This is a genomic window from Paraburkholderia sp. BR10872 (genome assembly GCF_040965835.1).
Taxonomy (GTDB): Bacteria; Pseudomonadota; Gammaproteobacteria; order Burkholderiales; family Burkholderiaceae; genus Paraburkholderia; species Paraburkholderia nodosa_A.
The window spans coordinates 68,062-94,340 of sequence record NZ_JBFRCN010000007.1; the positions used below are offsets into that span (position 1 = coordinate 68,062).

Annotated in this window: 28 protein-coding genes; 11 read left to right on the forward strand and 17 right to left on the reverse strand. The window is 63.4% G+C overall.

Annotated features, from left to right (window positions below; translation table 11 throughout):
* The first annotated feature begins 218 nt into the window (after positions 1-218).
* Entirely contained in the window at positions 219-890 is a 672-nt protein-coding gene (locus AB4Y43_RS08110; protein ID WP_368727426.1) for an isoprenylcysteine carboxylmethyltransferase family protein, read from the forward strand.
* A 217-nt stretch (positions 891-1,107) separates the two neighbouring features.
* A complete protein-coding gene (locus AB4Y43_RS08115; RefSeq protein ID WP_368727427.1) occupies positions 1,108-2,220 on the forward strand; it encodes a glycosyltransferase family 9 protein in 1,113 nt (370 codons plus the stop codon).
* Positions 2,221-2,368: 148 nt separating this feature from the next.
* Here AB4Y43_RS08115 and waaA read toward each other — a convergent pair whose 3' ends face one another.
* The 4 genes from waaA to AB4Y43_RS08135 form a co-directional block, all read right to left on the reverse strand.
* Positions 2,369-3,676, reverse strand: coding sequence for a lipid IV(A) 3-deoxy-D-manno-octulosonic acid transferase (gene waaA / locus AB4Y43_RS08120; RefSeq protein ID WP_368727428.1), 1,308 nt, complete (start codon positions 3,674-3,676; stop codon positions 2,369-2,371).
* Between the two features lie 85 nt (positions 3,677-3,761).
* Positions 3,762-4,646, reverse strand: coding sequence for a Kdo hydroxylase family protein (locus tag AB4Y43_RS08125; protein WP_368727429.1), 885 nt, complete (start codon positions 4,644-4,646; stop codon positions 3,762-3,764).
* 243 nt (positions 4,647-4,889) lie between these two features.
* Positions 4,890-5,891, reverse strand: coding sequence for a lipopolysaccharide heptosyltransferase I (gene waaC / locus AB4Y43_RS08130; protein WP_368727510.1), 1,002 nt, complete (start codon positions 5,889-5,891; stop codon positions 4,890-4,892).
* 183 nt (positions 5,892-6,074) lie between these two features.
* The gene (locus AB4Y43_RS08135) at positions 6,075-7,469 is read right to left on the reverse strand and encodes a phosphomannomutase/phosphoglucomutase (protein ID WP_368727430.1); all 1,395 of its coding nucleotides are present in this window, start codon (positions 7,467-7,469) and stop codon (positions 6,075-6,077) included.
* Positions 7,470-7,716: 247 nt separating this feature from the next.
* On the opposite strand from AB4Y43_RS08135, the gene AB4Y43_RS08140 reads away from it, so the two are divergent.
* Entirely contained in the window at positions 7,717-8,979 is a 1,263-nt protein-coding gene (locus AB4Y43_RS08140) for an oligosaccharide flippase family protein (protein WP_368727431.1), read from the forward strand.
* Positions 8,979-9,815, forward strand: a complete 837-nt coding sequence (locus AB4Y43_RS08145; protein WP_368727511.1) for a glycosyltransferase — start codon at positions 8,979-8,981, stop codon at positions 9,813-9,815. Before AB4Y43_RS08140 ends, AB4Y43_RS08145 begins: the two co-directional genes overlap by 1 nt.
* Positions 9,816-10,220: 405 nt before the next feature.
* On the opposite strand, the gene AB4Y43_RS08150 is transcribed toward AB4Y43_RS08145, so the two are convergent.
* Positions 10,221-10,481, reverse strand: a complete 261-nt coding sequence (locus AB4Y43_RS08150) for a hypothetical protein (RefSeq protein WP_368727432.1) — start codon at positions 10,479-10,481, stop codon at positions 10,221-10,223.
* 29 nt (positions 10,482-10,510) lie between these two features.
* On the opposite strand from AB4Y43_RS08150, the gene AB4Y43_RS08155 reads away from it, so the two are divergent.
* Entirely contained in the window at positions 10,511-10,717 is a 207-nt protein-coding gene (locus AB4Y43_RS08155) for a hypothetical protein (protein WP_368727433.1), read from the forward strand.
* 96 nt (positions 10,718-10,813) lie between these two features.
* Here AB4Y43_RS08155 and AB4Y43_RS08160 read toward each other — a convergent pair whose 3' ends face one another.
* From AB4Y43_RS08160 to AB4Y43_RS08185, 6 genes are all read right to left on the reverse strand, one after another.
* Positions 10,814-11,107, reverse strand: a complete 294-nt coding sequence (locus AB4Y43_RS08160; protein WP_083245514.1) for a type II toxin-antitoxin system RelE/ParE family toxin — start codon at positions 11,105-11,107, stop codon at positions 10,814-10,816.
* Complete coding sequence (locus tag AB4Y43_RS08165; protein WP_368616910.1) at positions 11,107-11,391, reverse strand: CopG family ribbon-helix-helix protein; 285 nt, start codon at positions 11,389-11,391, stop codon at positions 11,107-11,109. Before AB4Y43_RS08165 ends, AB4Y43_RS08160 begins: the two co-directional genes overlap by 1 nt.
* 240 nt (positions 11,392-11,631) lie before the next feature.
* Positions 11,632-11,964 (reverse strand): helix-turn-helix transcriptional regulator, encoded by a 333-nt coding sequence (locus AB4Y43_RS08170; RefSeq protein WP_368727434.1) that lies wholly within the window; start codon positions 11,962-11,964, stop codon positions 11,632-11,634.
* Positions 11,965-12,057: 93 nt separating this feature from the next.
* Complete coding sequence (locus AB4Y43_RS08175; RefSeq protein WP_368727435.1) at positions 12,058-12,588, reverse strand: hypothetical protein; 531 nt, start codon at positions 12,586-12,588, stop codon at positions 12,058-12,060.
* Positions 12,589-12,685: 97 nt separating this feature from the next.
* On the reverse strand, positions 12,686-13,045 hold the full coding sequence (locus AB4Y43_RS08180; RefSeq protein WP_368727512.1) for a helix-turn-helix domain-containing protein: 360 nt from the start codon (positions 13,043-13,045) through the stop codon (positions 12,686-12,688).
* 298 nt (positions 13,046-13,343) lie between these two features.
* Complete coding sequence (locus tag AB4Y43_RS08185) at positions 13,344-13,733, reverse strand: helix-turn-helix domain-containing protein (protein ID WP_368727436.1); 390 nt, start codon at positions 13,731-13,733, stop codon at positions 13,344-13,346.
* 87 nt (positions 13,734-13,820) lie between these two features.
* On the opposite strand from AB4Y43_RS08185, the gene AB4Y43_RS08190 reads away from it, so the two are divergent.
* Positions 13,821-14,336 (forward strand): hypothetical protein, encoded by a 516-nt coding sequence (locus tag AB4Y43_RS08190; RefSeq protein WP_368727437.1) that lies wholly within the window; start codon positions 13,821-13,823, stop codon positions 14,334-14,336.
* A gap of 22 nt (positions 14,337-14,358) precedes the next feature.
* Positions 14,359-14,805, forward strand: coding sequence for a hypothetical protein (locus tag AB4Y43_RS08195; protein ID WP_083245517.1), 447 nt, complete (start codon positions 14,359-14,361; stop codon positions 14,803-14,805).
* A 777-nt stretch (positions 14,806-15,582) separates the two neighbouring features.
* On the opposite strand, the gene traI is transcribed toward AB4Y43_RS08195, so the two are convergent.
* Together traI and AB4Y43_RS08205 are read right to left on the reverse strand one after the other, a co-directional pair.
* On the reverse strand, positions 15,583-17,424 hold the full coding sequence (gene traI, locus AB4Y43_RS08200) for a TraI/MobA(P) family conjugative relaxase (protein WP_368727438.1): 1,842 nt from the start codon (positions 17,422-17,424) through the stop codon (positions 15,583-15,585).
* Positions 17,393-17,758 carry a hypothetical protein gene (locus AB4Y43_RS08205; protein WP_342921499.1) on the reverse strand — a complete coding sequence of 122 codons (366 nt, stop codon included), beginning with the start codon at positions 17,756-17,758 and terminating at the stop codon, positions 17,393-17,395. Before AB4Y43_RS08205 ends, traI begins: the two co-directional genes overlap by 32 nt.
* A 982-nt stretch (positions 17,759-18,740) precedes the next feature.
* Between AB4Y43_RS08205 and AB4Y43_RS08210 the strand changes: the two genes are divergently transcribed.
* On the forward strand, positions 18,741-19,514 hold the full coding sequence (locus AB4Y43_RS08210; protein WP_368727439.1) for a cobalamin biosynthesis protein CobQ: 774 nt from the start codon (positions 18,741-18,743) through the stop codon (positions 19,512-19,514).
* Entirely contained in the window at positions 19,511-20,332 is an 822-nt protein-coding gene (locus AB4Y43_RS08215; RefSeq protein ID WP_368727440.1) for a hypothetical protein, read from the forward strand. The genes AB4Y43_RS08210 and AB4Y43_RS08215 overlap by 4 nt, the downstream gene beginning before the upstream one ends.
* Before the next feature lie 308 nt (positions 20,333-20,640).
* Here AB4Y43_RS08215 and AB4Y43_RS08220 read toward each other — a convergent pair whose 3' ends face one another.
* Complete coding sequence (locus AB4Y43_RS08220; RefSeq protein WP_368727441.1) at positions 20,641-21,384, reverse strand: LrgB family protein; 744 nt, start codon at positions 21,382-21,384, stop codon at positions 20,641-20,643.
* Entirely contained in the window at positions 21,381-21,752 is a 372-nt protein-coding gene (locus AB4Y43_RS08225; RefSeq protein WP_069267653.1) for a CidA/LrgA family protein, read from the reverse strand. Before AB4Y43_RS08225 ends, AB4Y43_RS08220 begins: the two co-directional genes overlap by 4 nt.
* A 274-nt stretch (positions 21,753-22,026) precedes the next feature.
* On the opposite strand from AB4Y43_RS08225, the gene AB4Y43_RS08230 reads away from it, so the two are divergent.
* Both AB4Y43_RS08230 and galE read left to right on the forward strand, forming a co-directional pair.
* Positions 22,027-23,145, forward strand: coding sequence for a glycosyltransferase family 4 protein (locus AB4Y43_RS08230; RefSeq protein WP_368727513.1), 1,119 nt, complete (start codon positions 22,027-22,029; stop codon positions 23,143-23,145).
* A 32-nt stretch (positions 23,146-23,177) separates the two neighbouring features.
* A complete protein-coding gene (gene galE, locus AB4Y43_RS08235; RefSeq protein ID WP_368727442.1) occupies positions 23,178-24,209 on the forward strand; it encodes a UDP-glucose 4-epimerase GalE in 1,032 nt (343 codons plus the stop codon).
* 115 nt (positions 24,210-24,324) lie between these two features.
* Here galE and AB4Y43_RS08240 read toward each other — a convergent pair whose 3' ends face one another.
* The gene (locus AB4Y43_RS08240) at positions 24,325-25,224 is read right to left on the reverse strand and encodes an NAD-dependent epimerase/dehydratase family protein (protein ID WP_368727443.1); all 900 of its coding nucleotides are present in this window, start codon (positions 25,222-25,224) and stop codon (positions 24,325-24,327) included.
* On the reverse strand, positions 25,224-26,258 hold the full coding sequence (gmd, locus tag AB4Y43_RS08245) for a GDP-mannose 4,6-dehydratase (RefSeq protein WP_368727444.1): 1,035 nt from the start codon (positions 26,256-26,258) through the stop codon (positions 25,224-25,226). Before gmd ends, AB4Y43_RS08240 begins: the two co-directional genes overlap by 1 nt.
* Positions 26,259-26,279: the final 21 nt, after the last annotated feature.

Consider the following 26,279-nt stretch of genomic DNA (forward strand, 5'->3'; position numbering starts at 1 on the left):
AACAACCACACACCCGCATGCGCCAAGGCCACCGCATCCAAACGGATCGTCCGCACGTGCGCAATGATATGGTACTCATTTATTGAGAGAAGGTCGGCGGCTCGAATAAATGAACATACTCATGCGCCAGCAAACGGAAATCCTTCGAGACAGCCGGTTCTTCATTTGCGCCGCGTTTATACTCTTGTGCTGCATTCGGCCACTTATGGGCTTTGCTTATGCTGCTAATGCGCGCTTTTAGGGGCTTCATCTTCCTGTTCGTGGTCATCGCCGGCGTGCTCTTCGGTTCGGCGGGGACGCTGTACGATGGGCGCGCGTGGGCGATGCTGGCGGTGTTCTTTGTATGCGCCGGGGCCATCACCGTCTGGCTCTGGTTCCGCGACAGGGCGCTGCTGGAGAGGCGAGTGAAGGCGGTACCTGGCTCGGAGCCCGATCCGATGCAGAACGTCGTCCAGGGGCTGGCGGGATTTGTCTTTCTGGCCATCTTCGCCGCGTCGGGGTTCGACAGACGCCTCGGCTGGTCCCAGGTGCCCACCGCCGTTTCGCTCGCTGGCGACTCTATGATCGCCATCGGCTTCCTGATTGTTTTCCTTACCTTCCGCGAGAACACTTTCACCGCCAGCACGATCGAGATCGCCGAGGGCCAGCACGTCATCGACACCGGTCCCTATGCCATCGTGCGCCACCCCATGTACGCCGGCGCGCTGATCATGATCGCCGGAATACCCCTTGCGCTGGGCTCGTGGTGGGCGCTTATCCCGGCTGCCTTGATCGTCCCGGTCATCGTGTGGCGGCTGACGCGCGAGGAGGTCTACCTGGCGGCCAACCTCGCGGGCTACTGCGACTATCGAAGCCGGGTACGTTACCGGCTGGCGCCGCTTCTCTGGTAGTCGCGCATGCTGTCGATGGGCGGCCTAACATTCCGTTCAACCCGGACGGCTTCGCCGCCGGTTACCTTAGGCGTCCCTCGCTGCTGCAGTTATCTGTTCACGTTTCGTGGGCGACTTGCGCTAGCGATTCCAAGGCGTCGCCGGAGCGCGAGTACATCAGACACACGGTGGCATAATAGGCTTTCGGTCATAGGATAAGGACGTTGCGGGCAGGCTCATGCAGAGTGAAAAAAGGAAAGTCGAACCGGTCCATGGTTTTATAGATAGAAGCCTTCGCGTTCCTCATCCGGGAATCATTCAGGATGAGGTCGAGAATCTCTCTTTTTATAAGAAGATTTCGCTTCTGAAAAAGCAGTTGCATAAATGGTCGATACTTTCATTTAACCGGCAGCTCGGCCTGTATACGGAAGCCGCGGACTTGCATGATGGCGCCCGGATTTTATTGGCGTACAGCGGCGTCAACAACATCGGCGACGCGTTGATGGATCTTTCCGGGCGGGCATTAATTGGCAGCACCCCGTACAAGCTGGATGTTGTGCTCGATCCGTCACTGGCCGAGCTCTTTCGGCATGACCGGTACATATCGAAAATCTACACGGATTATCGTCAAGTCAATTTCAGCGAATACGATTTCATCATACTGAACAAGCTTGGAATTCGCGTAATAAAAGAAAAAATCAGGCATGCGAGCCAATCCAGATTTACCAGCCTGATCGGATGGTATGCAGGGCGCAATTTCAATCACATACAGTTCAGCTACTACGCGTTCAACAAGATTCTGAAATGCGGGATCGCCGAGATGGACCTGTATAAAAGTGCCCGACTCGTCCTCGACGCTCCCAGGTGCGATGATTTTCCATCGGAGGGTTGCGCCGGGAGAGTCGCCATTTCGGTGGGCGGCAGGGAATCCCCCCGTATCTACGGTAAGTGGGCAGAGGTTCTAGCTCGGCTCGACGATGATGCGGGGTTGTCGCGTTATGAGTTCGTCCTGGTCGGATCGGATAATGGACTCGCGGAAGCAAACGATCTGATCGGCATGCAATTCACGAATCTGAAGCTCACCTCATTGGTTGGCAAGTTGAAGATCCATGAATGCTTTTCCCTGATAAGCCAGAGCAGGCTATTTGTAGGGGCGGACGGCGGGCTTCTGCATATTGCGCACGCGGCCGGCGTGCCGACCATCGCTTTGTTTAGCAATGACATTGACCCGAGAACCCGCTACGTCGAGAACGATTTTTTTAAATGTGCTCCACTGACGGGGGCCAGTGATGTGACGAGCATTGAGCCAAATGATGTGGTGAATGTCATGAAAGATATTCTGCCTGGGTGAACCGCGCGAGCAGACCGATTGCCATGCTCTGTTCGAGCTTGGCGCAATCAAAGCTCGTTCAGGTCGGCAAGCGGTGTACGCACAACCTGCCGTTGAGGTGCGGCGAGCGCGGTGGAACTGAGCGAACTACGCGCTACCGCGCGCGAATTCATACATCCGAGACGAGCGCCTCTACAACATCCACCGTGCGCGCCGTTGCGCCGCGGTGGCGCGAGGCGAATGCGGCGGCAGCCGCACCCATCGCGACCCGGCGCGGCTTGTCGTTGAAGAGTTCGTGCAAGGCGCGCGCGAGATCGGCGGGATCCTGAACCTGCAAGGCCGCGCCCGCGGCCGTGGCGTCGGCGGTGGCCTGCGTGAAGTTGAACACGTGCGGCCCGATCAGCACCGGCACGCCCACGGCGCACGCTTCGATCAGGTTTTGCCCGCCGAGCGGCAGGAGACTGCCGCCGATAAACGCGAGATCGGCGGCAGCGTAGTAAGCGCCCATCTCCCCCATCGAATCGCCGAGCAGCACACTCACGTCCTGCGGCAACACGCGCACGCCCGCGTGCGCCGCAGCGGCCGCAGTCGCGGGGGGCGCCCAGCGCGAGCGCCGTTCGAGCTTGTAGTTCCTGCGCTCCACGAGTGCTGCTACCTCATCGAAGCGCTGCGGATGGCGCGGCACGAGGATCAGAAGCGCGTCGGGCACATCGAGTGCCGCGAAGGCCTGCAGCACGAGCTCCTCTTCCCCTTCGCGCGTGCTCGCCGCCACCCACACCGGCCGCTCGCCGATCGCGCGCCGCCATTCGCGGCCCCGCGCGATCAGCGCCGGCGGGCTCGCCATGTCGAACTTGAGGTTGCCAAGCACCGCCACGTTGCGCGCGCCAAGCGAGGTGAGGCGCTCCGCATCGGAGGGACTTTGCGCGAGCACACGTGTGAAACCGCCGAACACCTCGCGCGCGCCCGCGCCGAACTTCGCCGCGCGCTTGAACGAGCGCGCCGACATGCGCGCGTTGGTGAGCACGAGCGGCACGTCGGCACGCTTGCACTCGTCGATGAGCGTGGGCCAGACCTCGGTTTCCATCACGAGGCCGAGCGACGGCCGCCATGCGTGCAGGAAACGCCGCACGGCGTGCGGCATGTCGTACGGCAGGTAGCAGCGCAACACGCGGTTGCCGAAAAGCTGCTCGCCGGTGGCGCGGCCGCCCGGCGTCATGTGCGTGAGCAGAATACGCGCGTCAGGCCGCGCCGCCAGCAGCCCGTCGACGAGCGGCTGAGCCGCGCGGGTTTCGCCCACGGAGACGGCATGCACCCAGATGAGCGCCGCATCGTCCTCGGGCAAACGCCCTGCCGCATAGCCGAATCGCTCGTCGATATGCTCTCGATAACCGCGCTCGCGGCGCGAGCGAATGAATAGCCGCAGGACCGCGAGCGGGGCAATGAGCCACCAGGCCGCGCGATAGATCGCTCTCAGCATCGTGCCTCCGCGTCGGCCACGGTCATGCGAAACGCCGCGGCCGCGCGGCAGGAGGCGTGGATCGGCAAGCTCATCGCACGTGGATTCAAACCAGTTCCTTGCCCTTGAGGCGTTCGAGAATGCCGAGCGGCGCCCATTCGGGATGCACCATCTCCTTCACCGGCAGGAAGAAGGTCTGCTCCATCATGAACTGACCGGACATCACGGCATGCGAAGTGTGATCGGAGAAGCACACCCAGACGCTGCCCGGCGGAAAACCGATGGTCTCCTGCGGGCACGCCTTCTGGTAATCGAGATCAGCCTTCATGCCGTCGTGGAGATTGAGCATCAGATGGTCGTACTCACTGCGCTGCGACTTCGTGATGTGCAGCAGGTTCTGCAGCCACGCCGAGCCCGGAAACTGCGGCTTGATGTTGGGCAGGAAGCGCTTTGCCATGTCCTCGAACGGCTCGCCCACGCGCCACACGCGCGGCACGCCGTTCGGGTTGACGTTGGTGAACACGCGCAGGATGCGCTCGCCGTAGTTCGGACGCGAGGGAAAGGCATCCACGTGCAGGCGCGAATCGTCCTTGCGCCACGAGGTCTCACGCGTTTCCACCTGATGCAGGCGCAGGCTCGTAGGCGCCACGCGCAGCTTGCCGGTGTATTCGGGAAAGAGGCCGCCCACCAGCGTGCGAGCGCACGTCTGGTAGCGCGCGATCAACGCACGCACGGCCGTCTGCGTGACAGTGTCGCCGAGCACGCCGTGCAGCGCGCCGCCGTTCGGGTCGAGGCTGATGTTCTTGCGCTTGGGGTCGGCGATCGCGGGGTCGAGCAGCGCGCGCTCGCCGCCTTCGATCGCGAAGGCCAGATTCGGAAAATACAGCACCTTGCCCTGCTCGACGGCGTCGAGCAGCGTCTCGCGCGGTTGCGAGAGCTGCTGGCCGTGCCAGTCTGCGGACGTGATTTCGATGATCTGGGATTCGTTCATTGTTCGCCCCTGGAAGCGATGGATCTGATTGCCTGCCGGTGTGGCGCGGTGCGAGCGTGGTGTGCGCTGTTGCCCGCTTCGTTGCCATCTCGCGCGATTCATGCCGGCGAAGCCCTGGCGCTCGCTCGTGCACATTTGTGCACCCTCGCGAGCGCCGATTCTTATACCCGCAGCCTCAGTGGTGCGCCTTGACGCGCCGCAGCCCCTCAGTTTGTCAGGCGCCTGCGCTGCGGCGCCGCGCCGCTACAGCAGCCCGAAGCTCGCCAGCGCGCCCTTCACCTGCGCAAGCGTTGGCGGCTGGCCTGCCGTGCCCAGATTGACGACGTTCGGCGACCAGTAGCCGCCCGTGCGCCAGGCGGTCGCGAAATTGTACAACTCGACGGTCGGGCGCTTCAGCGCGGCCGCGATGTGCACGAGCCCCGTGTCCACGCCCACCGTGGCCGCCGCGCCGTCAATCAGGCCCACCACCGCCGGCAGCGGGAGCTTCGGAGGCACGACCGCCGCTTCGCCGAATTCGCGCGCGAGGCGCTCGCTCGTGGCGCGCTCGGCCTCGCTGCCCCAGGGCAGCACGAGCGACGCGCCGCGCCTCACGAGCGCCTGGCCAAGCTCGATCCAGTGCTGGTCGGGCCACTGCTTGTCGGCGCGCGACGTGGCGTGCACGAACACCACGTAGGGGACTGGCAGGTTCAGCCCAACGCCCGCGAGCGCCTGCGCGGCGCGGTAGGTGTCGAGGCCGAACTCGATGTCGTCGGTGGGCGACGGCGGGGCGAGATCGAGCGCGCCGGCGACCAGTTTGCGCGTACGCTCGACCACGTGGGTGCGCGGCTCGATGCGAATCGAGCGGTCGTAGAAGAAGCGCACGGGCCATTCGTAGCCCGCGCCATCGGTGCGGTTGCCCAGGCCGACGAGTGGCCCGCGCGCCCAGCTCGCCACCCACGCCGTCTTGATGAGCCCCTGGCAGTCGATCACGAGGTCGTACTTCTCGGCCACGAGCGCGCGCCGGAACGTGCCGATCTCGCGCCAGTTGGCGGCAGAGAAGAGGCCTTTGCGCCAGCGGCGCAGCGAAAACGGGATCGCGCGGCGCACGCCCTCCACGAGCTCGACGAGCGACTGGAAGCCTTCTTCGACGAGCCAGTCGATCTGCGCGTCGGGGTACCGCCGCCGGATATCGGCGATGGCGGGCATGTTGTGGACGACGTCGCCAAGCGACGACACGCGCACGATGAGGATCTTTTGCACGCTCAGGGTACTTTGTGCGGACAGATTAAAAAGGTGGGCAATTTTAGCGCGCCGCACGCAAATGCAAAGAAAAACCGGGGAAATGCGCGGAAAGGAATGCAAACGGCGCCGCGCTGTAACTGGCGCGGCGCCGTTAGGCGCGTCATATGAACGCAAGGAGCAGCAAGGGGCGCAGCGGCCCCTGGAGGCTTAGAACGGCAGCTTCGCGTCCGGCTTCTCGGCGAGAATCACCCGCTTGAAGTCGGCCTGGATGCGCGCGAGCGCGGCATCGTTGTCGGCCTCGAAACGCATCACGACCACGGGCGTGGTGTTCGACGAGCGGGCAAGACCAAAGCCGTCCGGGTATTCCACGCGCAGGCCGTCGATGGTGATGACCTCGTCCGCGCCCGTGAACTTCGCGTTCTTCTGCAGCTTGCCGATCAGCTCGAAGTTCTCGCCTTCCTCGAGCTTCAGCTGCAGCTCGGGCGTGGCGTGCGAATTCGGCAGGTCGTTGAGCAGCTTGCTCGGATCGGCCACGCGCGAGAGGATTTCGAGCAGACGCGCGCCCGTGTACAGGCCGTCGTCGAAGCCGTACCAGCGGTCCTTGAAGAACACGTGGCCGCTCATTTCGCCCGCGAGCGGCGCGCCGGTTTCGCGCAGCTTCGCCTTCACGAGCGAGTGGCCCGTCTTCCACATGAGCGGCTCACCGCCCTTTTCCTTCACCCACTTCGCGAGATTGCGCGTGCACTTCACGTCGTAGATGATCTGCTTGCCCGGGTTGCGCGAGAGCACTTCCTCGGCAAAAAGCATGAGCTGGCGATCCGGATAGATGATCTGGCCGTCCTTGGTCACGACGCCCAGACGGTCGCCGTCGCCGTCGAACGCAAAGCCGATTTCCGCATCCGTTTCCTTGAGCGCCCGGATCACGTCCTGCAGATTCTCGGGGTGCGCCGGGTCCGGATGGTGGTTCGGGAAATTGCCGTCCACTTCCGTGAAGAGCTCGACCAGCTCGCAGCCCATCGCCTTGAACAGACGCGGCGCCAGGTCGCCCGCCACGCCGTTGCCGGTGTCGACGACGATCTTCAGGGGGCGCGCGAGCTTCACGTCACTCAAGATGCGATCGACATAGGTGTCGGCGATGTCGTACTTCGTGTAGCTGCCCTCGCCCGCGTCGAAACGGTCTGCAACGATGCGGTCATACAGCGCGAGGATCTGGTCGCCGTATATGGCCTTGCCGCGCAGGACCATCTTGAAGCCGTTGTAGTCGGGCGGATTGTGGCTGCCCGTCACGACGATGCACGAGTCCACGTTGCGCTCGCCGCCCGCGAGCTTGAGCGGCACGCTCGCGGCGAAGTAGCCCACGGGCGTGGGCACCATGCCGACGTCGACCACGGCCACGCCGGCCTCGCACAGGCCGTCAGCCAGCGCTCGCGAGAGATCGGGACCCGAGAGCCGGCCGTCGCGCGCGATCACCACGGCGTCGCCGCCCTGCGCGCGCACTTCGCTGCCGAAGGCGCGGCCGATGGCGCGCGCGGTGTCGGTGTCGAGCGTCTTGCCAATCACGCCGCGAATGTCATATGCCTTGAAAATCGATTTCGAAATCATGTTGGGGCTCACGTCCTGATGGGATTCGGGTCTATTCGTAACACGGACAGGCAGTTGAAAGCCTTTCGCGTTACGAAAAGTGGGAACCGTTACAAACTATAATTGCCGTTTTTCGGCAGTGGTATGCACCCATTTTAATGCTTCGCCGTTTCCTTTTATTGCCAAAATATTCGTCAAAAATGGCGGAAAGATCGCGCATGCCGCGTGCCTGCCCCTTTTTTAGCGTCTCCCGCCACCGCGAGGCGCGATGCTGAGCCTCAAGCGCTTTGGCAACCCCGACGTCGCCCGTGCGTTTGCGAACATCGTGTGGCTCGGCCTCGAGCGCGTCACGCAGATCGCGGTGGCCATCGTCATCAGCGGCGTGCTCGCACGCTATTTCGGCCCTGACATCTTCGGCAAGTGGCAGTACGCCAACACGCTTTTGCTCGTGCTCGCGCCCGTGACATGGGTGTGCGGCGCCGAGATTCTCGTGCCCACCATTGTCAACCGGCCGCTGGAGCAGCTCGGCACTGTGCTCGGGAGCGCATTCGCGCTGCGCATCGGCGTGTCGGCGGCGGCGCTGCTCCTCACGTGGGCCGGCATTGTGCTCGGCGTGACCGATCCGATGGTCGGCGCGATGCTCGCCGGGCTCGCCGTGACGATGCTGTTTCGTGAGCCATTTGTTGGCGTAATCAACGCCTGGCTGCAGAGCATGACGTACAGCAAGCCGCAATTGCTCGCGAGCATGACGACGGCGGTGATCAAGGCGCTGCTCGTGTACCTGCTTGCGCGCGCGGCGTTCGCGCCCGCCACCTTCGGCTGGCTCTGGGCGCTCGAATCGGCGGCGATTGGTGCGGCGCTCGTGCTCTACTTCCGGCGCCGCCACGGGGGCAAGCTCGGCTGGCACGTGGACCGCTCGCTTTTCAGGCATTTCGCGAGCGCAGGCACGGTGTTCTGGCTCGGGCTCATCTGCATGTACCTGTTTCTGAAGCTCGACCGCCTGATGCTCGAGCGCACGATCTCGTTCGCCGATCTCGGCCGCTACTCGGCCGCGCAGCAGCTCAACGAGAACTGGATCACGCTCGCGCTCATGCTCTCGCAGACCATCGCGCCCGCCTTCGTCTACCGCGTGCAGCAGACCGCGCAGCTGCGCCGTAACCTCGTGCGTCTCTTCGCGATGACGGCCGTGCTGATGGTGGCCGGCGCGCTCGTGCTCGATACGCTCGCGGGCTTCATCATCGGCCGCGTGTTCGGGCCAGACTATGAAGGCGCGATCGGCATTTTTCGCTGGGCTGTTTGGCTTTCGGTGCCGGCGGGACTCGAAGCCATCGGCAACCTCGTCGTGCTCAAATATCAGGCGAAATTTGTGCTGCTCGCGAAATGGCTGCTCGCGCTCGCGGTGGCGTTCGCCGTGAATCTCGTGGCGATACCGCGACTCGGCTCGTATGGCGCGCTGTGCGGCCTCGCGGCGGGCTATCTCGCGGCGGCCTGCGTGAACCTCTACTACATCCGCTTCAAACTCGTTTCATGATGAATTCCGCCGCGCTTCCACTGCGCGATGCACGCGAAGGCGCGCTTGCCGACGTCGCCGTGCTCATGCCCGCGTATAACGGCCAGGACGACGTTGCGCGCACGCTCGCTTCGTTCGATGAGGACGCAAACATCTATGCGCTCGTCGTCGACGACGGCAGCACGCCGCCCATCGTCGCGCCCGAGGTGCCGGGCATGTGCGTGGAAGTCTTGCGGATGGCGAAGAATGGCGGTATCGAGCGCGCGTTGGAAGCGGGTGTCGAGGCGCTCGCGGCGCGCGGGTTTCGCTATGCGGCGCGTATCGATGCAGGCGATCTCGCCGCGCCTCAGCGCCTCGCAAAGCAGCGTTTGCGTATGGAAGCGGAGCCCGCGCTTGCCGCGCTCGGCACGTGGACCCAGGTGGTCAATCGTGCGGGCGAGCCGCTCTTCATGCTGCGCCCGAGCAGCGATGCGCGCGCGCTGCGCCGTACGCGCCTCTTGCGCTCGCCGCTCGTGCATCCTTCGGTGATGCTGCGTATTGATGCCGTGCTCGCTGTAGGCAACTATCGCGTCCAGTATCCAGCCGCTGAGGACCTTGATCTGTTCCTGCGCCTCATGGAGCACTACGAGTGCGCGAACCTGCCTGAACTCGGTCTGTACTACGAACTCAATGAAGGCGGGATCAGCGCGACAAAGCGGCGCCGGCAGATCGTATCGACCTTGCGCCTGCAGTTGCGCTATCTGGACGTGCTGAACTGGCGCGACTGGGCAGGCGTTGCAAAGAGCCTGCTGCACTTCGTGACGCCGTACCGCACCCTGCACAGGATGAAGCGTGCGCTGTTCGCGCGCGGCACATAGCAAGGCAAAAGCACAGTCGCCTCCGCGATCAACGAGAGGCGTCCTCACTCCGCTCTCAAGGTCTTTGCACCGGCTGGGCTTGCCCGTCAAGATGTGCTTTCGCCGGGTCCATCTTGACCCGAAACGCCCGAAAAGCTCTTCCCGGATGGTTCCAGAAAATCAAGGCGGATCAATCGGCGTCGAAGACTAACATTGGACAGTGTCAGGAAAACCCGGGCGTTTCTAGAAAAACAGCCCAAAAGCTGGATTTGCGTCTAGCGTTCGGCGGTGCAGTCCGCGCAGGCGGCTTGTTGCGAAGCAGAGATGGATCAGGCCGGATCGAACGGGTGAATCGCGTCGAGTTGACGAGCCAACTCATCTTAGATACGAGCGGTATCGAAGCCCAGTTGAAGTGTCGTCCAGATTTCATCGCTGGTGCCAAAGAAGCGGGGAGAGGTGCAGGCCGGTATCTACCGTAATGGCGCGACGGCCTGAAACGATTTCGCCGATGCGCGTTTGCTCAACGCCGATTTCCTTCGCGAGCCGGTACGCTGCGATATCCATCGGAAGCGTGAATTGCTCCGACAGAAATTTCAGGATAGGAAACGTCGCGCGACATAGGCAGCACCTCCTGGGGTAGTCGACGATCTCAACTTCAAATACGTTGCCCGCATGAAGCGCAAACACACTCGATACGGGTCGTTGATCCTGATGTTGTGCTGACCAACCCGATCACGCCCAAGCGCTTCCAGCTCATTGCGCGGCAGCACCTTCAGGTCATTCAACGCCTGCGCACGATTGGGCATCGCAAGCCTGCGCATGGCGACTTGCTCAAAGTTCACAAAGCCGGCAACCCGGGGCCCATTGACGAGGGCAGCGCTGTCGGCACTTTTGAAGTGAAGTCGGGCGGTTGGGAGCGGTAAAATCTGGCCGCGCTCGCATGGCCTATCCGGCTGTGAGCGCGAAGCGCTTCCGTCCCGCATCATCAGATCGCCCGGCTCACATGAGAAACGGTAATATCAAACTTCGCGGTCTTCCCGCTGTTCGAAGAGACGGACGACCCGGACGACGCCGATGCCTTCGTCTACCTCATAACGCACTTCATAGCGGGACCAGAGTGCACGACGTACGTCGCCGTCGAACTGGCGCAACTGACGCCATACACGCGGCGCTAAGGGCAACTGCTCAACGAAATCGTAGAGGCCCTGCGCGACGCCCTGCGCGGCACGCTCTCCGTTATGGACGAGCTGGAACAGGACGAGACGCTCCAGGTCCTGAAGCGCCTCGTCGGCCCATTCGATTCGCAATAGCATTAGGCATCGCGATCCGTGGATTGCGGAAGAGCGGAGAACTTGCCCGCTGCGATGGAGTGCACCCAGGCGCGCACGCGCTCGTGCGCGACCGTGCGGCCCCCGCGCGCGCTTTCCAGGCCTTGCCGCGTCAGTCGATCACGCTCGTTTTCCTGCTCTACCAGATCAGCAAGAGCGCGATTCAGGATCCAGCCGCGTGGACGGTCCCAGCGCGCAGCCAGCGCATCTACCTGTTCGGCAAGCTCAACAGGCACATGCGCGGTAAAGGTCTTCGTGGCGTTTTCCATATCCAATAAGTCCCCTAATCGAGAGTAATCAAAACGATTAATATATTCTACGCCGATGCCAGGTCGCATGCGGCAGGCGAAGATGCCGCGCCGCCCGGTCTACCCTAGTCAAGGCGCCACGTTGCTGTGCACAAATAGGCGACAGCCGACCGCGCTCGCCTCGTGACGCCGAGTGCCGTGCACTTGTGTACTACCCTCATGTCTTGCTCGACGATAACGCAGTGTGTGACCCGATTTGAATCAGCGGTACTGGTTGATGCCGTAGGGGCACTGAAAGCACCGTGTCGCAGAGGGCCAAGACTCCGTCGCCGCAGCGCGGGGGCTTTCACCGCCCTCTTCCAGCCAAGACGCCCGGTAGTGCTCGGGATTGTCCAGCCACGCGATCACGTCGGCCGAACGCCACAGGGTGCAGCGTGGGCCAAAGCGGACAGCACGCGGAAAGCGACCGGCGTTCTCCAGCGTCAGGACCGTCTGCCGGGAGAGGCGAACGTGAGGGCGAAGGTCAACGAAACGCAGCAGGTAACCGGGGACGAGCGGCGCGGTCGGAATTGGAACGGAAGTTTTGCGGGCCACAGGACTGCCTCCTGAACGCAGGCAGCCTCTTTTACGGTCGTAAGGACAAGCACGCGGCGCGCGCGGCAAGAGGCGGAGGAATCCGCGCAACGCTCAGGCGTGCGCGGCCCCGGGCGGAACGAGGCGCGAGGCGGTGAGCGTGTGATCGATCAAGCCAAGCCGCAGTCGCAGACGGCCTCGCAGCCGACAGAGAATGACCGGCAGCCTGTTGAGCATGGTCCGCGCGTGCAGCTCAACGACATGCCGCAATGAAAGCGTGAGCCGACCTAGCATGGTTGCCCACGCATCGATACGCGCGGCCTCCAGCCGGTTCACCGAGCGCATCTGCTGCGCATACATCCGCCCGGACAGTCCGTAAAGAATCACGATCCAGGCGAGCACGCCTGCGAAGCAATCGAACGTGGGGCCGCGCCAGGAGTGGAGGGCGAACAGGAATGTGAGAGCAACGAGCAGGACAAACGGCCCGATAACTACGGCAGGCGCAAAGCGCCACCGGCGTGTTTCCCTGTTCACATGCTGGCGAAACCCCTCGCAGCACATGCCAATCGCGTGGGCGGACAGGGCACCTGCGTCGCTCGTGCAACAGCGCAATTGCAGTTCGAGGGAACAGGGAATCTCGCTCATGATGAAAATACGTCAGGCTCCCGGCGCGAAAATCAGCAATCCACCTGCAACGCCTCGCAATTGAGGCCGTCGGCCACGTCGCACGAACGCAGCGCCCTTACCCGGGCTGCCCCTCTCCGCCATTTTCCTCGCCCTCCGCCGCACCGATCATCGCCGCGACCAATGCCAACACTCCCCTCTTCTCCCGGGGCTTCAGTTCGCGATATCCGGCGAGCAGGCGCTCCTCATCGTGTTCGAGTGCCAGTGTTGCAGGATCCGACGCGCGCCCGGTCAGCAGGTACAGGACGTCGACGCCAATCTCGGCGATTCCTGCCAGGTAGCTCGCGTCGGGATATCTCATACCCTTCTCGTAGGTAAATTGCGCCTGCTTCTGGACGCCGCCCGCATTGGCGAACTCTGTCTGGTTCATGCTCAAACGTCGCCGCTCCTGTTTCAGACGGATCGGAAAATTATCCATTTGCGTAATTTTTGTTGACATAGACGCTTTTAATTACTAATCTGCCAAATGTACGCGTTCGAGTACCAACGGTAGTGCCCATGCGCCGAACGTCGGCCCTCGGCCTGCTTCTTCACACTTGCGGAGGAATTCTCCATGTCCGCCAATGACGAAATCCGCAGCGTCGTTCCGGTCCGCCCCGGTTTCGAACCTGCTCACGCCCAACGACTCGCTGAAAGTCTCACGCCGCCGGCGGACATTCATTTCGCAAGCGAGACGGTGGCCCATTTGCCGGCGATATGGGTGCGTGGCGTACACATTAGCCAGCGACGCTATCGCAAGTCTCACCGGTGTTCCCGCTCTCGGGTGAACCGAGAATTGCCGCTACCAGCCCCTGCACGCCTCGCTTCTCCCGGGGCTTCAGTTGGCGGTATCCGGCGAGCAGCCGCTCCTCATCTGGATCGAGGGCCAGTGTTGCGGGATCCGATGCCCGCCCAGTCAGCAGGTATAGGACGTCGACGCCGACCTGCGCAATGCCGGCCAAGTAGCTTGCGTCCGGATACCGCAATCCCTTCTCGTAGTTGGACTGCGCCTGCTTCAGCACACCACCTGCGTTCCCGAAGTCTGATTGATTCATGCCAAGGCGGCGACGCTCCTGTTTCAGTCGAGCAGAAAAGAAGGAACTCGAATGTGGATTTTCAATTGACATGAATGAATTTGTTGACTAATGTGGTTGTACCGAAGCCCCGGGCACGTCATCAGATCGGATACATCCCGGCCAAGCAAAAGCCGGCCGTTGCTCAAGGACGCCGTCAGTCACGATATGAATCACGAATCTGTTCATGTCTCAGCAGACGTTTTGCTTCTACCCGAAAGGAGAGATGCCATGTCGTTCAACTATGAAATCTGCGGCGCCCTTCCGGTCCGCGCCAGCTTCAAACATGCCCACGCCCAGCAACTCGCTGAAAGTCTAGCCAGGCCAGCGGACGTCTACTTCGCAACCGATACCGTGACCCATTCGCTCGTAATACGCGTGCGTGGCGCCCTCTCGCCGGACGAGCAGCAATCCATCGAGGACACGCTTGCACGTTTCGCGCAGAAGTGGGCGGCCGCCGGTGCAATCTTTAGCCGGCGACGCTATGGCGAGCCGTCATTCGTAGCATTCGGGCTTTCTCCCCACGTCGAACTTCTCGATGAACTTGCTGACCTGCATCTCCAGATGGAATCGCTGCTGGGTCGCCAGGCGTTCATACTCGGCGAGCTCGGCGCAACGGACCAGGAAGCCTTGGCCGAAGCGATCGTCGACGCGTGACAAGTGTACAGGGATGACTGTCATGGAAAAGGGAACCTACGTCCTGTCGGGCTCGTTGCCCGTTCACGACGACCTGGAAGCTGACCAGATAGACCGTGTCAGGCGGCACCTCAAGGGCTTCGCCACGGTGTATCTCGCACACGATCAAACCGCGCATACCGTTTCGCTGAATGTTTCCGGCACGATGCTGCGGGATGACGCGCGCATCATCGAGCGGCGCATCGAGAAGTTCGCAGAAGAAAACGGCACCGCCGGCGCCATCCTCCTGAGCGAATGGAATGGTTTGTCGGACTGGCTCATGGTTGGATTGAACTGGCATGTGCAGTGCCTCCTCAAGCTCGATGCCGTGCAGGAACAGTTCGCAAGGCTCGTGGAACGCGAACTCGACTTCGTCGTGCGGCTTGAGCCACCCGGCGACAACACCGACGGCCGCGGCCAGCCCCTCATGTGCGTTTCGATGACGACGTGACAGGTCGACCCGTCGCCAGGCGCCACCCCTCATCACGGGCCGCGCCTCCCGATGTTGGGCAGTATTCTTCCCTGCTGCCCGGTGCAGAATCGCCTTGACATGGGCCGCCCGGTCGTTGCGCCCTCAACAGCCTTTCCGGTATCCGTGGCCGAAAAAGACGCTTGAGGCGTGCCGCAAGCGCGATCAGGCGGGAACCAGACTCTCGAATCGCCGCCACCAGCACCAGTGAGCGGCCGAGGGCGCAAGCCGGGTATGGACCGCGTCTGGCTTGAACAGCGAGAATTTCACGTGCAGCCTCCGTCTCCATGAGGCCCGGAATATCGACGGCGCAATTGGGCGACCTGTGACACCACCTGACAGAGGCTGAGGCCAGCGAGGAAAACCGCAACCTGAAAAGCCGAAAGCCTGCTCGCGCAGGCTTTCGAATGTTGCTACGTCACGGCGCGCATTTGCACATCGATATAACGGGCCGCTAACGCGTACTCGGTCGTGCTTCGCACGTTGACCGGATCAGGTTGTCCCTGTCTTTATAGTCCAGTTCTGCGCATTCGACAAGAAACCGGCATCAACATGGCGTGCTAGTCCGGCGCCCGCGACCAGTCACGTACGACCTGTGACAATCAGTCACGCTCTGCGGCCCCGACGGGGCGGGGTATGCCACGCCCACCACACATGAAGCCCGCGTCGCGGGCTTCATGTGCGCTGCGCATCCAGCGCATCGCACAGCGATCTTCCGAACCACAGCGTCGTCCGGACACGAACGATGTTTGCCGTTCGCTAACGCTCTGGCCCGTTCACCGGTGCTTGCGAGGGCATCGGTTGAGGTTCGCGCTCTCGCGATCGATTGATGGATTGATCTACCACCGGTGCGCGCGGCGCCGCCCGATCGGGCGCCTCTCGAACCGTACGCGCAATGTCCTGCGCCTCCCGCTCCCGGACGAGCGCCTGTCGCGTTGCCTCGAGCGCCGCATCACCGAACTGGATGTCGAGGCGATACTTCACCACGAGCACGGCGGTACGTTCACGAAAATGCTCGCTGCCCGTCACGTCGACGCGCGGCCCGAACTTCTGACGCGCGAGCAACAGGCCGGTGAGCATGGCATCCTGGTGCGCATCGTTTGATTCGAACACGACGCGCCACCCCTCGTCTGTCAACCGCTGCTCGCCCTGGCGCAGATAGTGCACATTGCCATTTTCCGTATCGACGCGCCACGTCCAGTTTTCCATGACGTGCGCGCGCCCCGGCGGGAACGGGTAGGCGTGCGGTGAGTGCGTTGCCGAAATCCAGTTGCCCCGCGGCGGTTGCGTGACGTGCCTTGGCGCGCGACGCCGCGCCCAGCCATAAAGTTGCGCGATGGCTGCCTCATCACCCTGCTGCGCCTGCATCTCCACCCACTGGCGATAGGTCTGCGCCCTCGTGAGCGTGTCGCGTTCCGCCCGTTGCTCTTCACGCAGGCGTTCGAGTTCACGGGCGCGCTCGAATGCCTCCACGGACGAGGCTGCCCGGCGTGCAATCGATGAGAGCTCACCGTGGCGGATATGCTCACGCACGAGACGGTGCCGTTCGAGCAGCTCGCGATATTGCGTCTCGTGGCGGCGTCGCATTTCCTGCATTCCGGCCTTGAACGCGTGCTCCTGGCATCGCCTTTCATCGGCATACCTCGCGCGCAAGGCGGCCCAGCTGCTGGCACGCGCCTCCCGCCTGGCCGCATCTGTCTCGTCGATGTCACGCTCACCGTAGTGGTGCGCCGCCTCCGAGACCCGGATCACGCGCGCGGGCTCAACCCACGGCCCCAGGCGCCTTTCCAGGCTGCCCCGGCCCAGGCGCTCATCCAGGCTGCTGGGCTTGACTGGCGCGAGGCTATCGCGCCCTTTCGCATGGATTGCAAGCCCGCGCCCCCTGATGCGCAACTCCAGTGCGTGTTGCGCGAGCGCCTCGTGGAGATCCTGCCAGGTGACGCCGGGTCGGGACAGCGCAGCCAGCACGTCGCGCAGTGGCGCCCCGCCAATGTACGTGGCGAGACTTTCGATTCCGCTGAAGCTCTCCATGTCGCGCGCCCGCGCGGGCAGGCTGTGTCGCGCGTTGCCCGGCGATGGAAGGTCGCGCTCAACGACGGGTTCTCCGTCACGCTCAACGACCACAAAGGGCCCACGATCGTGTTCCCAGCCCTGACGCAGTTCCAGCTCGCGCATGCAGCGACCGAGTTTCAGGTAGCTCAGGCCAGGATGCACGGCGTGGCCCGTTTGCAGGTTCACGCGGTTCACGACGACGTGCAGATGTACCCTGGCAGTATCGCGATGAACGGCGAATACGTACTGATGCTCCCCGTGCGGCATGCCCAGTGCTTCGAGTGCGCAGCGGCCTGCCTCGAACACCTGGGCGCTGTGCGGCTGCTCACCCTCGCGCCAGGCAACGACGAAATGGAAAACCGGTCCGCGCACACGGACGTTACGGTGCGCCACGGCGCGCATCTCCAGATGCGCGGTCTCAAGCGACAGGCAGTTGGTGAGCAGCTCGACTTCGGGTTCGCCCTCCTCAGCGGAGCGCATCACATAGCTGATCAGCGAGCGACACCCGCGCCCCGCGTCACGCCCTTTGGTCAGCACCCTTGCCAGCATCGTCGAGCCCGCGGATTGCGTCGATGACAGCCTGCTGTGCGGCTTCGATTTGCGCCACGAGCACCGCACGCTCCACAACTGAAAGCATCTGCGCGTCACCAAGACGCGTAACCAGTTCGCCTATGCGGCGCTGCTCGTGGCCAAGCATGACCAGCGCATCGAGCATGCGGCTTGTGCTGACATTGCGTGTCCTGCGCCCGAGAGCGCAGGCCCGCAGATACTCGGAAAGCGTGATGCCGCAGTCGGCGGCCTTCTGGACGAGGATGCTGTGCTCATCTCGCGTCAGGCGCGACCTGACATTCGTGTACTGCGTGGCTTGCTCGCTGGCGGACATGCTGTTACCTCCATGGATGTTGCCAGTACCATGCGCGAGCCCGCACGAGCGCAGAACCTCGCCGCGCACAGCCTGGCAAACGCCGTTAGCGGCCACGCTCTGGGCGCCAGCAGCGAGCACATCATCGATACATCGCTCATGCATCGCCTGCGGCAGAGCTGCACAGGCGACGGCTGGGCGCCGGATTGCCAGGTACTGCCATGGATGACACCTCGCGCCTGGCGAGGTCGCCGGGATGCCGGCGAGCAGCCGGTGAGCTGTGCTCATGAAGTGCCGGTGAGACGGGGGCGCGAAACCAGTGTGCATCCGGTGCACGCGCCTGCGAAGGAAAAATTGGTAAGCGAAGATTTCAGGTATGGATAACCACGAACAACCGCGGCGTATCCAGGCGGCAACCGTGAAGTAAAGCGTGTCTGTGCGTAACTGATGGCGCGCCGGGATCTGTGTATGGTTCAGTCACGCCCTGAGGGAAACGACATCGGGAGGACCGCACAATGAGCACGAAAGGTGAGCGGACTACGCCTGAACAGTGGGCAAAGCTGGACGCAGCCCTTCAGGGTCTGCATGAGCGCCCGCCGCCTGAGCCTGCGCGCTCGCTTACGTACGAGATCGCGCGGCGCGCCGACGTGCTGCGTGAGGCGCTGCACTCGGGCTGGCGCCTGCGCGATCTCTCCGCATTCTTCCGCGAGTCCGCAGGCATCGATGTGTCGCCCAACACGATCCAGACGGCGCTACGCCGGGCGCTGGAAGACGCGACGTCCGACAGGCGCCGGGCGCGCGCAAAACGTCCCAGGCCCAAGACTGCATCGGCTCACGCCGTTAGGAAAACGGCGGGAACCAGCCGTATCGCAACGCCACAGGCTGGACCACCAACGCAGACCGCGGCGCACGTCACGCAGCAAAACGCACACGCGCAGCACGCCGGGGACACCCCCGCCCTGGGTACAACGCTGACCCCGGGGGCAACGAAGCGAGGACAGCGATGAAACGGTTCGTGATGGTTTGCGGTGACAAGGGTGGCACGGGCAAGAGCCTCATGACGCGGGCACTGGCTGATCGCCTGCGACGTGAGCAACGCGATGTGCTGATGATTGACGGTGACGGGGAGGTCGGCAACCTCTTCCAGTTTTACGCCAGGCTCGATGAGGCGGGCTCACCGCTTTCGGACCAGGTCAGGGACGGCGTCGTGCCGCTGCGCTTTACGGGCACGGAGCGTGAGCGCGACCAGCTGCTCGCCGCCATCGATCCCGGACGCGCGCTCATCCTGGCGGACCTGCCTGCGGCCTCGCTCACGCAGCTCGGCGCGTTCGATCGCGATACCGGCTTTTTTGCGGAACTGGCACGCTGCGGCTACCGGCCTACGCTCGTCAACGTCCTTTCGCCATTCAGCTCGAGCACCCGCACGGTTCGCGAGATGATCGAACTCGCCGGCAAACAGGCCGACTATGTGGTGGCGATCAACCAGTGGTTCGGTGATCGCGAGGATTTTTTCATGTGGTATGGCGGCACGCATGCCGAGGCCAGTCCCGGGCGCGCGATGCTCAGCGAGGCGGGTGGAATCGAGATCACCCTGCCGAAGCTTCAGGCGGGCGTACTTGTTGCGATAGACGACCTGATGCTCACGTTCTCGCAGGCGCGCGAGGACAGACGGCTGACGACGCCCCAGCGTTCGCGGCTGCACCGCTGGATGCAGGCGCTTGACGGCGAGCTGGATGAGGCCACGCAGTGGCTGGGGCTCACGGAGAAGAAGAAGTGAGCACGGAGGCATTCGACCGGCTGCTTTCGCGCATCGACGACGAAGAGCGCGAACGTATCCACGAAATGGCCATTGCGTACGGCCTGAGCTTTGACGATCCGTCATGGGTGCCCTTTGCGATCACGCAGATGACCCTGGACGAGCTGAAAATGCAGACGGCGGACGCGGCGAAGGAAATCGGGCAGGCCGCCGACCGCGCCCTGCGCAAGATCGGCAACAGCGCGCAGTCTGTGAGCGCCCAGGTCCAGCGCATGGCCGAAGCGCAGTCAGCAGCACTAAAAAGCCACCAGGATACGCTGGACACCCTGGAGCGGAATTCAACCGCCCGATACCAGAAGCTGCTGGCCGAACTCTCGGCGCAGACGATCAGCCGGCTGATCGAAAAAGGCGCAAATGGTATTGCGCAGGACGTCAGCCGCCAGTTGACAGGTGAGCACGGCATGCTTGTGCGAAGCGCCACTGACCACGCCGCGGCGCTCGAAGAGGCCCGTGGGCGGTTCGTTGCCTCCATCGATGCGGCCGTGCCCAAAGTGCACGAGGCGGCTGGCAAGGCGGCAGGCTCGATGCGCCGGGGCGTGCAAGGCACGGCACTGCTTGCAATGGGCGTTCTGCTGCTCCATGCGCTCGCGGTGCCGGCCTTCGTGATCTTCTGGACCCGGCATCAGCTGTTTACCGAGCCTGCCGTCCCGGCAACGTGCAGCGTCCCACAGCCGCCCGCCGGCCCTCGCGAAGGATCGCCCGCAACACGACCCGTCTCCCCGATGCCACATCACGCCAGCCCCCGAAGAACCGGGCCGGAAGCGGCGACGCAACGTTGACACACAACGTTGAATACCGAGAGTTCGGGGCGCGCCGCGCCCAGCACAACAGGTAAAAAGAGGCATGGACAGCACCGGCAACGAGAAGCGTTCGGGCAGCACATCGGATTCCGTCCGTGCATGTCGTCGATGCCCCGATCAGCTCCCCTGCCAGTCAACAGCGCTATCGTCGGCCGTCCGGCATCCGGCACGTCCTGTCGGGCCCTGCACTGCCTTGCGCAGCAGATCGCACCTCTACCGTCCGTCAGGCTGAACGCGGCAAATCCGGAGCAGCCGAAACGGACCAGCCACCCCGCACCCGAAACGCTCTACAACCACCGCAACAGCACCGGCAGCAGGACAGGCACGACGAACGCGGTAAAGACACCGTTTAGCCCCATGCCAAGCCCGGAAAACGCGCCCATCTCCTCGCTCACCTGAAACGCACGCGCGGTTCCAATGCCGTGCGAGGCCACGCCGATTGCGAAGCCGCGCACCTCGGTCTCGCGCACGCGAATCACGTTGAGAATCCAGCGCGCGCTCACCGCGCCGAACACGCCCGTCGAAATCACGAGCACGGCGGTGAGCGACGGAATACCGCCGATCTTCTCGGCCACGGCCATCGCGATCGGCGTGGTGACCGACTTCGGCGCGAGCGAAGCAATGGTCTGATGCGAAGCGCCGAAGAGCCTGGCGACGCCAACCGCCGACACGATCGCTGTGAGCGAGCCTGCAACGAGCCCGCCGAGCAAGGGCAGCGCGCCGCGCCTGAGCTTGTCCCACTGACGATAGAGCGGCAGTGCGAGCGCGACCGTGGCGGGACCGAGCAGGAAGTGCACGAACTGCGCGCCTTCGAAATACGTGCGATACGGCGTGTCAGTAATCTTGAGCGCCGCGACGACGAGCGCCACGGCAATCAATACCGGGTTCGCGAGCGGATTGTGCTTCGCACGCGCGTAAATATTGATGGCGATGAGATAGGCGACGAGCGTCACCGTCAAGCCGAGCAGCGGCGTGGCGGCGAGATAGACCCAGATCGCGTCGAGCTTCGTGATCGGCAGGTGACTGTTCACGATGCGCCCTCCCCGGCCGTTGGGTTGCGCCGCTGGCGACGCAGCAGCGCACGCGTGACGAGCGCCGTCACCGCGATGCCGAGTGTCGTGCTCACGACGAGGCTCGCGATCACGGCGAGCGCCTCGCCGCGCACGGCCTGCGCGGACACCATGATGCCCACGCCCGCCGGAATGAAGAGTAGCGAGAGATGGCGCAGCAATTCGAGCGCGGTCGGCTCGATGGCCTCGGCAGCGGCGGGCCGCATCAACGCGAAGGCGAACAGGAGCAGCATGCCGATCACGGGACCGGGCACGGGCAGCGAGAACACGTAGGACACGCTCTCGCCGAGACACTGGAAGATCAGGAGGGCGGCAAGGGAACGAAGCATGGCTGAGACTATGGCGGGGGCTGGAAACATGCGCGGCGCGCGCAGTGTAGCCCAATGGGGCGCGAGGCGCAGCGAATCTTCATGCTAGCGTGCAGCGCGCACGCACCTTGCGCGCTCCGCTTCGGTCGGACGGGTCTCGGCGCCCGTCGGCTAAAATGTGCGCCCCGGCCGCTGCCGCCATCGCCTGCCAACGACGCCCCCCGCTTTCGTGAACTCCTCGCCCGCCCGAACCGCTGCCGCCAGCGCGCCCCAGTCCGCCGCGCATCGGCATCCGCTGCACGTCGCCCTCGTCTGCAATACTGCCTGGGCGATCTATACCTATAGGCGCGGCTTGCTGCGCGAGCTCACGCAGGCGGGCGCGCAAGTCACCGTGATCGCGCCGCGCGACCGCACCTTCGAGCCGCTCACCGCCATGGGCTGCCACTGTGTCGAACTGCCGGTCGCCTCGAAGGGCACGAATCCGCTCGACGACCTGCGCACGCTCCTCGCGCTCTATCGCCACTATCGCGCGCTCAAGCCGTGCGTCGTGTTCCACTACACGATCAAGCCGAACATCTACGGATCGATTGCCGCCTGGCTCGCGCGCACGCCTTCGGTGGCGGTCACGACGGGCCTCGGTTACGTGTTCATCCAGAAGAGCCGCGCTGCGCAGGTCGCCAAGCGCTTGTATCGCTTCGCGTTCCGCTTCCCGCGTGAAGTGTGGTTCCTCAATCGCGATGACGAGGCCGCTTTCAAGGATGGCAATCTGCTCGCGCATCCCGAACGCGCGAGGCTGCTGCACGGCGAGGGCGTAGATCTCGACGATTTCCCCTTCACGCCCCTGCCGGAGCGCGCAGCGTTTGCTTTCGTTCTGATTGGCCGGCTGCTCTGGGACAAGGGCGTGGCAGAGTACGTCGAGGCCGCGCGCTCGCTGCGCGCTCGCTATCCGCACGCGCGTTTCCGGCTGCTCGGCCCGGTGGGCGTGGACAACCCGAGCGCGATCTCGCGCGAAGAAGTCGCGGCCTGGGAACGCGAAGGCGTAATTGAATATCTGGGCGAAACGGCCGATGTGCGCCCCTTTATCGCCGATGCGGACTGCGTCGTGCTGCCCTCGTACCGCGAAGGCGTGCCGCGCACGCTGATGGAAGCGAGCGCAATGGGCCGCCCGATCGTGGCGACCAACGTGCCCGGCTGCCGCGAAGTGGTTGCCGATGGCGTGAACGGCCTGCTGTGCGAAGCGCGCGACGCCGCCTCGCTCGCCGCCAGCCTCGCGCAGATGCTGGACCTCGACGGACCGGCGCGCGCTGCCATGGCCGGGCGCGGCCGAAAAAAAATCGAGAAAGAATTCGATGAGCGCGTTGTGGTACAACGCTACCGGGAACTGATCCGGGAAATCACCGGGTCGACTTTTTGATCGAGTCTGGATTTCACGGGAACGAACACGGCATGACTGCGACGAACTCAAAGGGCACCATCCTCGTCACCGGCGGCGCGGGTTACATCGGCTCGCATACCTGCGTCGAGCTGCTCAATGGCGGCTATGAGGTGGTCGCCATCGACAATCTCGTGAACAGCAGCAGCGAATCGCTCAAGCGCGTCGAGCAGATCACCGGCAAGCCCGTGGCGTTCTACGAAGCCGACGTGCGCGACGCCGCCGCCGTTACGCGCGTTTTCGAAGCACATCGCATCACCGGCGTGATCCATTTCGCGGCGCTCAAGGCCGTGGGCGAATCGGTGGCGAAGCCTATCGAGTACTACCGCAATAACGTCGACGGCCTGCTCGTGGTGCTCGACGTGATGCGCCAGCACGGCGTGAAGCAGTTCGTATTCAGTTCTTCGGCCACGGTGTACGGCATGCCCGAGCGCTCGCCGATCGACGAAACGTTTCCGCTCTCGGCAACGAATCCCTACGGCCAGTCGAAGCTCATCGCCGAGCAGATCCTGCGCGACGTCACGATCTCGGACCCGGAGTGGCGCATCGCCGTGCTGCGCTATTTCAACCCGGTGGGTGCGCATGAAAGCGGGCTGATCGGCGAAGACCCGGCCGGCATTCCGAACAACCTCATGCCTTATGTCGCGCAAGTGGCGGTGGGCAAGCTCGAAAAGCTACGGGTGTTCGGCGGCGACTATCCGACCCCGGACGGTACGGGCGTGCGCGACTATATTCACGTGGTCGATCTCGCCAAGGGCCACCTCAAGGCGCTCGACGCGCTTGCCTCGCGTGGCGAAGGCCTGGTCGTGAATCTCGGCACCGGGCGCGGCTACAGCGTACTGGAAGTCGTGAAGGCGTTCGAACAGGCCTCAGGGCGCCCTGTGCCCTACGAGATCGTGGCGCGCCGGCCCGGCGACATCGCCGAATGCTATGCGAATCCGGTCGCGGCGGAAAACGTCATCGGCTGGAAAGCGGCGTTCGGAATCGAGCGCATGTGCGTGGATCACTGGCGCTGGCAGGAGAAGAATCCGCGGGGGTTTGAGTAAGGCTGAATGCAGCCGCGCTGCTTTTCGGGCAAGCGCGGCTGCAACAAATGACACGAACGCAGTGCCTCGGCGCGACGCAATTGGTAGCGGGCAGACTGCACTCTGACCGCCTCGATCAGGCGGCGATGCTATCGGACAACATCCAGTGCAACGTGTCGTAGAGCGTCGGCGCATCGAGCTGGCCGATCGCGCTCAACAGCTTGTGGTTATCGCCACACTGCGATTTCACCTCATGCTCACGCACAAAGGCGGGATTGGTCCGCGCTTCGATGTCGTGACCGGTGATCGTGGACATCGTCTGCAGTACGTGCGTCAGCGTAACTGCATGGCCCGAACACACATTGAAAACTTCGCCGACTGGCGCCTTTTCGAGCAGCCTGCAATACACGTCGGCCACCCAGCGCACATCGGAGAAGTCGCGAGCCACATCGCGATTGCCCAGCTCGATGACTGGCGCACGCCGACGGAAGTGATCCGCCATCTTCGCAACGAGAAAACTCAGCGATTGGCCAACGCCGATGCAATTGAACGGGCGCACCGTGATGATCGGCAACCGGTCCGTCCAGAGTTGCGCCATGTATTCGAGCGCGACCTTGCTCACAGCGTAGTCGTTCGCGGGGTGATACGGCGCCGTCTCCGGGATCGGCAGGCCTAGCGGGCCCGCACCATAAATGTTCGCGCTGCTTGCAAGCAGCACCGCCGAAGGTTTCTTTTCGCCGGCGGCGAGCGCCTCGAGCAGATTGCGCGAACCCACGACGTTAGTCGCATAAATTTCCCCCGGATTGCCGTGCCCGACGAACGAGATGGCGGCCAGATGCACGACCCAGTCGGGTCGCACACGCGCCACCACCTCTGCAAGCCCCGCGCGATCCTGAAGATCGCACGCGTACACGTCAGGTTTGGGCTCATCACAGCGTCGCACGAGACTCGAAATCCGATGGCCGCGCGCACGCAATGCCTGAGCAACATAACGCCCCGTGAAGCCCTCGGCTCCCGTAATCAGCACTGAAGCCATTAGAACGACGTCCCCTTCTTGTTGCGCGCGACATCCGCTTCAACCATCATCTGGCACAGCGTTTCAAGTGACGTTTTCGGCGCCCAGCCAAGCTCGTCGTGGGCCTTTTGCGCATCGCCAATGAGAAGATCGACTTCGGCCGGACGGTAGAACGCGGGGTTCACGCGCACGATCGTCTTGCCGCTCTTGCGATCGCGTCCGATTTCATTTTCCGCGGTGCCTTGCCATTCGATCTCGATGCCAAGGCACTTCCCTGCCGCGTTGACGAAATCGCGCACGCTTACCGTGCGGTTGGTTGCGAGCACATAAGTATCGGGCTGACCGGCCTGCAACATGCGCCACATGCCTTCCACGTATTCCTTCGCGTAGCCCCAGTCGCGCTGTGCGTCGAGGTTGCCGAGCTCGAGCACGTCGAGCTGGCCGAGGCTGATTTTCGCGAGCGAATCGGTGATCTTGCGCGTCACGAACTCGCGGCCGCGCAGCGGCGACTCGTGATTGAAGAGAATGCCGCTCGACGCAAACATGCCGTAGCTTTCACGGTAGTTCACCGTGATCCAGTGTGCGTAGAGCTTGGCGACGCCGTACGGGCTGCGCGGGTAGAACGGCGTCGATTCCGTCTGAGGAATAGCCTGCACCTTGCCGAACATCTCCGATGTGCTGGCTTGATAGAAACGCGCCTTCGGATTGATGATGCGAAGCGCCTCGAGCAGATTCAGCGCGCCGACCCCGGTCACCTGCGCGGTGAGCGCCGGCTGCTCGAACGACACGCCAACGAAGCTTTGCGCAGCGAGGTTATATACCTCGTCAGGCTGGGCGCGCTCCACCAAGCGAATACAGCTGCCCGCATCGAGCAAATCGTGCTCGACGAGGCGCAGGTTTTGATGATGCGCGACGCCAAGCTCTTCCATACGCCAAAAGTTGACGGAACTCGTCCGGCGGTAAGTGCCGTAGACGACATAGCCCTTCTCTAGAAGCTGCTCCGCCAGATAGGCGCCGTCCTGGCCGGTAATGCCAGTAATGATTGCTGATTTCACGATGTTCTTTCCCTCAAGTAT